5 protein-coding genes are annotated in these 8352 nt (G+C 75.5%); 1 reads left to right on the forward strand and 4 read right to left on the reverse strand.

The window, feature by feature from the left end; translation table 11 throughout:
• Positions 1-32: 32 nt before the first annotated feature.
• The 3 genes from E2651_RS38155 to E2651_RS38165 all read right to left on the reverse strand — a co-directional run bounded on the left by E2651_RS38155 (position 33) and on the right by E2651_RS38165 (position 6067).
• Positions 33-2795 carry an ABC transporter permease gene (locus E2651_RS38155; RefSeq protein WP_135335864.1) on the reverse strand — a complete coding sequence of 921 codons (2763 nt, stop codon included), beginning with the start codon at positions 2793-2795 and terminating at the stop codon, positions 33-35.
• A 1-nt stretch (position 2796) separates the two neighbouring features.
• On the reverse strand, positions 2797-5550 hold the full coding sequence (locus E2651_RS38160; RefSeq protein WP_135335865.1) for an FtsX-like permease family protein: 2754 nt from the start codon (positions 5548-5550) through the stop codon (positions 2797-2799).
• A gap of 103 nt (positions 5551-5653) precedes the next feature.
• Entirely contained in the window at positions 5654-6067 is a 414-nt protein-coding gene (locus tag E2651_RS38165; RefSeq protein ID WP_135335866.1) for a globin, read from the reverse strand.
• A 121-nt stretch (positions 6068-6188) separates the two neighbouring features.
• Between E2651_RS38165 and E2651_RS38170 the strand changes: the two genes are divergently transcribed.
• A complete protein-coding gene (locus E2651_RS38170; RefSeq protein WP_135335867.1) occupies positions 6189-7163 on the forward strand; it encodes a methyltransferase domain-containing protein in 975 nt (324 codons plus the stop codon).
• A gap of 15 nt (positions 7164-7178) precedes the next feature.
• Here E2651_RS38170 and E2651_RS38175 read toward each other — a convergent pair whose 3' ends face one another.
• On the reverse strand, positions 7179-8195 hold the full coding sequence (locus E2651_RS38175) for an FHA domain-containing protein (RefSeq protein ID WP_135335868.1): 1017 nt from the start codon (positions 8193-8195) through the stop codon (positions 7179-7181).
• Positions 8196-8352: the final 157 nt, after the last annotated feature.

Here is an 8352-nt window from a genome sequence, read left to right on the forward strand (position 1 = left end):
GGATGCGGGGGATGTGGGGGATGTGGTGTCCGTCATCGGGTGTCTCCCGTTCTCAACTCGGTGGCCGTGGTGCGCCGCGAAGTCCACCAGGCCTGTACGAAGGCGACGCCTGCCGTCAGGATCACCACACCCGCCGCGGGCAGCAGCAGCGACCAGGGGTCCGCCCGCAGCCTCACCTCGCCCAGGCCGGTGAGCGGGGCTCGTGCGGCGAGGGCGACGTGGGCGAGGTCGATGCCCGGTGCCAGGAGGTCGATCGCAGCCAAGGCCACCAGTGCGCCGCCGCACGCCGCGAGCAGCGCCTGTGGCAGGGACTCCAGGACCAGGAGGCGGCGTCCCTGCCCCGTGCTCAGGCCCATCGTGCGCAGCCTGGCGAGGAGCGCGGCGCGCCGCGGCGCGGAGTGCAGCAGGGCAAGGAGCACGGCCAGTACGGCGTATCCGGCGCCCGCCGCGACCGCCGCCGCGTAGCTGCGCTCGGCGCCCGACTGGAGGGGCGAGCCGGTGAGCGCGGCGCGTTCGGCGGCGCGGAAGTGCGCCTCGACGCCGTCGCCCGCGGCCCGCGCGGACCCGGTGAGCGCCGCCGTGTCGATCCGCTGCCCCGATGCGCCGGTCGCCAGGAGCGCGGTGCTCGGCGGCCGTTCGAGATGCCGCCGGTCGATCAGCAGGAACGCGCTGCCCGCTGGGAGCGCCGGAGTGCTGTCCCGGACGGCACCGACCGCCGCCCGGAAGCTCCCGGTGGGCGTACGGAAGGAGTGCGGGCCCTTGCCGAGCCGCCGGGCGACCTCCGGCGACGCGACGGCGGGAATCACGGCGCGGGGGTTGTCGCCCGCCGCCAACTCGGCCTCCGCGAGGGGCCCGAGGCCCGTCGAGCGGGTCAGCCGGGAGTAGGCCGCGGGGTCGACCGCGACCAAGGGGGCGGTCGACTGGTCCGGCAGCCGCAGGTACCAGTCGATGTGGACGGCTGTGACCTCGCCGATGCCCGGCGTCCGGCGTATCTCGGCGGCGAGGGACGCGGGCAGGGTGCCGTTGCCCCGGTCCACGCGGACGTCCGCGCCGACGGAGAGCAGCGCCGTGCGGTCGCGGGCGTCGGCGACCCCGGTCAGGACGGAGCCGCCGAACGCCGCCGTCGTCAGGGCCAGCAACAGGCCGAGCAGGGGCAGCGCCTGGGTGGCGGACGCGCGGCCCGCGCTCGCCATCGACAGGAAGCCGAGGGCGCCGCGGCGGCGGGCGAGCGGGCGGGTGAGCAGCCGCAGGGGCAGCGGGTACAGGCGTACGAGAAGAAGTGCGGCGCTACCGCCGACGAGGAGCGGCGCCGCGCTGACCAGGGCGCCGCCCGCCGAGTCACCACCGGTACCGGACCGCCGCAGCGTCACCACCGCGCCCACGGCCAGGACCAGCAGCACCAGTTCGGCCACCGTGCGGCGGCGCGAGGGCCGGGCCGTCAGCAGATCGTCGCGGCCCTCGTGCGCACGCGGCCTGCGATGCGTGAACGCCGCGCGCACCGGCAGCGCGGCACAGCCGAGCAGGCACACCCCGGCGGCCGCGGCCACCGACGGCCAGGCACGCGCGTCCGGCACGACGAGCACCGCGAGCAGCAGCCCGAGCGCTGCGGCGGGCACCGCGACCACCGAGGTCTCGGCGAGCAGCCGCCCCGCGATGCCGCGTACGGAGCCACCGCGCGAGCGAAGCAGCGCCAGCTCGTCGTGGCGTCGTACGGCGGCCAGGGAGCAGGTCATCAGGAGGACGACGGCGGCGACCCCGCCGACTCCGTACGCGGCCACCGCCACGATCGGCGACACGGCGTCGCGCAGCCCCTCGTACCCGGTGAGGACCTTGTCGAGATCGGTGGAGACCAGGGCGTCCGGGCCGGTGAAGCGGCGCAGTTCGGTGCGGAGCGGCCCCGCTTCGAGGGAGGCGACGCCTTCCTTCAGGGCCGGAAGCTCACGGGCGGTCAGGGCGGCGAAGTCCGGGGCGATGCGCCAGTACTGCTGCGGGACCTGGTCGACGGCGGGCAGAAAGGCCCCCGCGCCGGGCGCGAGGAGCAGAGCGGCGTGCCAACGCCTCTTTGGCTCCTGGGAGTTGTTGCCCGGCATGTCGATCAGGGACGGGGTGCGCAGGACCGGATCGTACGACCAGTAGGCGGACTCGGGGTGCCGAGGTTCGACGATCCCGGTGATCCGTACGGTCACGCGCTCGCCGGTCAGCGAGTCGATGTGGACGGCAGAGCCGGGCCTGAGCTTCATGACGCGGGCCGTGTCGGCGGTCACGGCGGCCTCGGCCCGGCGGCTGTCCGCCGTCACGCCCGCCTTCGGCAGCCGGCCCTCGCGCACGCGCGCGTGGACGTCGACACCGGCCTGCGCGGCCAGCGTGAACTGCGGTGGGATCTCGTCCGGTTGAGGCAGGGAGCGGTCAAGTCCCGCCGGTGGTTTGACGGTTCGTACGCCGTACGTGGACTGTGCGGCGTCCACCCGGATCGGCCGGGGCATGGCGGCCATGACCTTGCGGTGCTGCCCGCGCAGGACCGAGTCGCGCATCGCGTCCTCGCGCTCCGGCTGATCCCAGTCGAGTCCGGGCGCGGGCGCGGCCAGTTCGATGCCGCCGCGCGCGGCCCCGGCGCCGGCGACCGCGCCGCGCAGCCCTTCGCTCTCGTACGCGTCGACCGCGCGCGGGAAGACGGCGGCGAGGAACGCGGTGGCTAACACCAGCAGGGCGAGCGCGACGGCGGGCGCGGGGGCGGCGCGGAGCCGGGTGCGGGTCCAGGGGGCGACAGAAGGCGAGTGCTTCGGGGTCCGGCGCACGTCAGTTGCCTCCCTCGTGGCGCAGCGACACGGTCGGGTCGCCGCGGCTCAGGGACAGGGCGGTGATGATCGCGAGGGGGACCGCGGCGATGCCCGCGAGGAGTGTGGCCGCCTGGGGGAGCGGCAGTTCCACCAGGACCGGCGGCACCGGCCGTCCCGCCTCTCCGGTGAGCACGATCAGGGGGACCACGGCCCGCGTCAGGACCGCGCCGACGCCCACGCCGACCAGCAGGGCGACGGCGAGCAGCAAGCCCTGTTCCGCCGCGATCATGCGGGCAAGCCCTCGGCGCGGGGCACCCAGCGCGCGAAGCACCGCGAACTCCGCCGAGCGCTCGCGCAGCGACCCCGCCGCGCTCACCGCGAAGCCCACCGCCGCGAGCAGGGCGGCCGCCACCGCCACGGCGAGCAGCGCCGACTGCGGGCCCGCGCCCAGGGGGTCGTCGCGCAGTTCCGCGGCGATCTCGTCACGGACCAGGACCTGCTCGGGGTCGATGTCGGGGCGGGCGCGCAGGGCGGCGGCCGCATCGGCGGAGGCTCCGGGGCGGGTGGTGAGCCACCACTCGGTGGGGGTGAGCGGTTTCCTGTCCTTCGCCCGGAGCGCCGCGTTCACGCCCGGCAGGTCGAGCAGGAGTGCGCCGCCGTCGGACTCGGACCCGGTATCGGCCGCCTCCTCCCGCGCGCCCGTCGTCGGTAGCTCGGGGACCGCCTCGACGATCGTCACCCGCAACGACCCGCCCGTGACCGGCACATCGATCCGGGATCCCACGGCGGCCCCGCTGGAGCGCAGGAACTGCTCGGTGGCCACAGCCCCCGTCTTCCGGGACCGCAGCGCATCGGTCAGCGCCGACCGGTCCCCGCGGTCCTCCCGGATCAGCAGCCCCGGCAGCGCCCGCGCGCCGTCGAGGGCGAGCACCGTCGCCTGCCGGTCGTCGGCGAGGTCCATCGTGGAGCGCGCGGCGGGAGCGGCATCGCGGACGCCCGGCAGGGACGCGTACACCTCGGCCTGCCGCTCCTCCGGTACGCGACTGGAAAGGACCCTGAGCTGCGTCCCGGCCCGGAAGTCCGCCTGGTCCTCCTGCGAGCGGTCCCAGGAGGCGCCCTGGCCGATCGCAAGGAGGCCGAGCGCCACGGCGAGCACCAGGAGCAGCACGGGACCCGCGCCCCGCAGCGGACGGCGGCTCAACTGCCAGCCGGCCAGCGCTCCCGCGAGGCCGCGCCCCCGGGCGGCCCGGCGCTCGGCGAGACGCGCGGCGGGCGGCAGCAGCCGCAGCGTCACGACCGTGCCGGCCAGGAGCGCGAGCGCGGGCGCGGCCACCAGCAGCGGGTCGATGCCGATGCCGCCCGCGCCGTCACCGCTCAGCGCGCCCGCACCGGACGTCCTGCTGTCCAGCTGCCGGTACGCCACCGCCGCGATCACAAGGAGCCCCACGTCGGCGCCTGCCCGCAGCGGGGCGGGCAGCGCAGCGGACCGGGCGCCCCGCAGCGGCCCGGCGCTCGAGGAGAGGGCGGGCGCGACCACCGCGAGCGCACAGCCCAGGGCCGTGGCCACGCCGATCAGCCACACCTCCGTACCCGTCGACGTGTCGAGCCGCACCCCCGTCCTGGCCAGCGCGCCGTGGCTCGCGAGCAGCCCGGTCAGCGGGCCCGCGAGCAGCGGCGCGAGCAGGGCCGCGGGCAGGGCGAGCAGCAGCGCCTCGACCGTGGCGAGCCAGGCGACGCGGCCCCGCGATCCGCCGCGCGCCATGAGCAGCCCGGTCTCGCCGCCGCGTTCCGCGCTGAGCAGCCGGGCCACGAGGAGCAGCGCGTACCCGGCCAGCATGATCAGCTGGAGGGCGACGATGAGCAGCGTCGAACGGGACACCAGGAGCGCCCGCTCGGCCCGGTCGAGGACCTCGGGCAGCGTGGTGTTCGCGCTCGGACTGCCGCCGAGCGACGGCGACTTGGCGAGCGCGGCGGACCCGTGCTCGGCCGCCGAGCGCAGCGCGCCGACCCGGTCCGTGGCCACCGTGCGGAAGTCCGCCGTCGCCAGCCACTGCGTACGGCCCGCCGAGACATGCGCCAGGGCCGTGGGGTCGGTGAGCAGCGGTCCGTACGTCAGGAAGACGCTCTCGCGCACCCCGCGCCCGCCCAGCTCGTCCAGTTGCCAGTAGGGCTCTGTGGGGTCGGCGGGGCGGTACACGCCGGTCACTCTGACGGTCACCTTCGGGCCGGTGAGCCGGTCGGTGAGGGTGAGCGGGGCGGAGTCCGGACCGAGCTTCAGCCGGGCGGCGGCCGCCTCGGGGAGCGCCACCTCGACCGGGCCGCCCTTTGTGTACGAGGAGGGCCAACTCCCCTTTGTCAGGCGGATCCTGGAGCGGTCGAGCGCCGCGAAGTGCGTGAGGTCGGGTTCGCCGCCCTTTCGCGCACCCGGCAGTGCACCCGACAGCGCTCCTGGCAGCGCTCCTGGCAGCGCGTACGGCCCCGACCGGGCCAGCGAGCGAAGCCCCACCGGCAGCCCGTCGAAGGTGCGCCGCGCGCCCTCGCGCACCGCCTGCTCGGCCGACTCCCGTGCGCCGGGCGGCACTTGGGCCCCCACGACGAGCGAGGCCTGTGCGGCGGACCGGGTGCGCAGACTGTGCCGCAGGGCCGCGTCGCCGATCGAGCCGGAGAAAGCGGTGAGGGTGGCGAGGACCGCTGTGGTCAGGAGCACGGCGAGCAGTGCGGCCGCCAGCAGCAGCCGGTGCGCGCGCACGCGCAGAAATATGAACCCCGTCACACCCCGTCGACCCCCCGTGCCCCGCGCTGTACGCCGTACGTCCCCCGAAGTCTGCTGGGATGCTTTCAGAGTGCAGGCACTTGGGGAAGGGGTGCGGGGGCCGTCAGCCCTCGGAGTTGACCATGGACGCGGCCGCGTACGTCAGGTAGTTCCACAGCGTCCGCTCGTGCTCCTCGGAGAGCTTCAGCTCCTCGACGGCGGCCCGCATGTGCTTCAGCCAGGCGTCGTGCGCCGCCCTGTCGACCGTGAACGGGGCGTGCCGCATCCGCAGCCGGGGGTGGCCGCGGTCGTCGCTGTAGGTGCGCGGGCCGCCCCAGTACTGCATCAGGAACAGCGCGAGGCGCTCCTCGGCCGGGCCCAGGTCCTCCTCCGGGTACATCGGCCGCAGCAGCGGGTCCTCCGAAACCCCCTGGTAGAAGAGGTGCACCAGGCGCCTGAAGGTCTCCTCGCCGCCGACCTGTTCGTAGAAGGTCTGCTCCTGAAGCGTGCCGCGCGGGATCTCATTCACATGGTCCATGCTCTCAGACGGGGCGGCCGAGTACGGAAGACTTAGGTCCCGGCCCCCGCACATGGGTCCCCGCCCCCGCACAGCGGGCCTGCCACTCGCATCGCGGGCCGTACGGCAGCACAGTGGCTGTATGGGATCCGAAGCCGGCCCCCCGCTCGCCGCGCGGGCCAGGGCCGCCCTGGTGCGCGAGATCGAGGCGAGCGGTGCCTGCGCCGGGGACCCGGCCCTGCTGACGGCGTTCACGCAGGTCCCGCGCCACTTGTTCGTGCCGTACTACTACATCGCCGCGACCGGCGGCGGCTACGAACGCCTCTGGGGCGAGGACCCCGACCCGCGGCGCAGGGCGCGCTGGCTGGACGGCGCGTACGCGGACTCACCGCTCGCCACGCGCGTACGCGACGGAGAACTGCTCTCGTCCAGCAGCCAGCCGTCCCTGATGGCGAAGATGCTGGCGGAGCTGCGGCTGCCGCGGGACGGCTGCGACGTCCTGGAGATCGGCGCGGGCACCGGCTACAACGCCGCGCTGCTCGCCCACCGGCTCGGCGACGAGCACATCACCACCGTCGACCTCGACCCGGAGATCACCGAGTCCGCACGGCGGCATCTGGCGGCGGCCGGCCACCACCCGGCCGTGGTCACCGGCGACGGCGCCGCGGGCTGCCCCGAGCACGCCCCGTACGACCGGATCATCGCGACCTGCACCCTGACCTCGGTGCCGCGCGCCTGGCTCGCCCAGTGCAGGCCCGGCGCCCGCATCCTCGCGCCCCTCGCCACCGGCCTGATCACGCTGACGGTGCTGGACGCCGAGCACGCCGAGGGGCGCTTCCTGCACACGCCCGCGTACTTCGTGGCGCTGCGGGGCGGCAGCACGAGGGCCCCGCAGGAGCAGCGCCTGGGAGGGCTGCCCCGCAGGGCCCTGCAGAACGAGCTGTTCCGTTTCCTGCTCGAGCTGACCGCGGGGAGCCTCGACCCCTACGAGGCCCTCGCGCTGTGGCAGCGCGAGGACCGGCCGGTGCGCGAGCGGTACGGCGTCAGCGTGAGCGGCCCGCACGAGTGGGCCTGGCTGGACGACCCCGAAGGGCCGTACGCCTGGCCACTCCCGTAAGCCCTGAGCCGGGACTCAGCCGTGCCTGATCGTGATCGTCGTCCAGGCACCCACATGCACCTGGTCGCCGTCCTGCAGCGGCACGGGGACGAACGGCTGGATGGGCTCCTCGCCCGCGTTGACCGTCGTGCCGTTGGTCGAATTCTGGTCGACGACCGCCCAGGTGCCGTCCGGCTGCTGGACCAGGACCGCGTGCTGGTGGGACACACCCGGGTCCTCCGGCGGCACCGACAGGTCAATGTCCGGGGTGTCGCCCGTGGAGTGGCGGCGGCGGCCGATGGTGATCTGGTTGCCGACCAGCGGACGCTGCTGCTCGGGCGAGTACGCCGGCAGGTTCAGGCCCGATGCCTCGGGGCCGCTGCGGTGCATCATCGCCATGAAGTACTCGCGGTCCGGGCCGATCGTCGCCGTCCAGGAGACGGTGCCCACACCGGGTCCGGGGACCGACTGGAAGCCCTGCGGCGGCTGCGGCGCCTGCGTCTGGGGAGCCTGCCGGCCCCAGTCGTCCTGCTCGGGAGCATGCGGGGCGGCCGGGCCGGGGGCCGCCGACGAGGGCGGCGAGAGCACCCAGTCGTCACCGCCGAAGGACGGACCCGGAGCGCCGGGGCCGGGCTGCGGCGGAGGCGGGGTGCCGGTCTCCTGCGGGAACGCGGGCGGCGCCGGCGGACCCTGGTGCTGGAACGGCTGCGGGGGCTGACCGGAGGGGTCGCCGCCGTTGAAGGGCGGCGGGACGGGCGCTTCGCCGCCGTAGGGCGGGGGGACCTGCCCCGAGCCGTTGCCGCCGTTGCCGAACGGCGGCAACGGCTCGGCGGGGCGGTTCATCTGCGAGGGCCGCGAGCCCTGGTACCCGAAGGGGTCCTGGCCCGGCTGGGTGCCCATGGGCGGCGGGCCCTGCTGCTGGAAGTCGGGCGGGCCCTGCTGCTGGAACTGCTGCGCAGGGTTCGGCGCCGGCGGGTGCGGGGCGGCCGGGGTGTACGAGGTCGCCGTGTTCGTCAGGAAGTTCCAGCGGCACTCCTCGCAGAACGGCGCCATCGCCTCGCGAGGCGTGCGGCACTGCGGGCACAGCTCGGCCTCGGCTCCCTGGTCCGGCACGGCGGCCAGATACGGGCGTCCGGGGCCCGGCTGCGGGTAGCCGTAGCCGGGGTCCTGGCCGGGTCCCGTCGGCGGATAGCCGTAGCCGGGAGCGGCC

Origin of the sequence: Streptomyces sp. MZ04 (genome assembly GCF_004684775.1) — a bacterium.
Lineage (GTDB): Bacteria > Actinomycetota > Actinomycetes > Streptomycetales > Streptomycetaceae > Streptomyces.

Excerpts from the sequence above, each read along its gene's own strand:
- E2651_RS38165 (WP_135335866.1), bottom strand. The coding sequence starts at position 6,067 with ATGGACCATGTGAATGAGATCCCGCGCGGCACGCTTCAGGAGCAGACC.
- E2651_RS38170 (WP_135335867.1), top strand. The coding sequence starts at position 6,189 with ATGGGATCCGAAGCCGGCCCCCCGCTCGCCGCGCGGGCCAGGGCCGCC.
- E2651_RS38175 (WP_135335868.1), bottom strand. The coding sequence starts at position 8,195 with ATGGCGCCGTTCTGCGAGGAGTGCCGCTGGAACTTCCTGACGAACACG.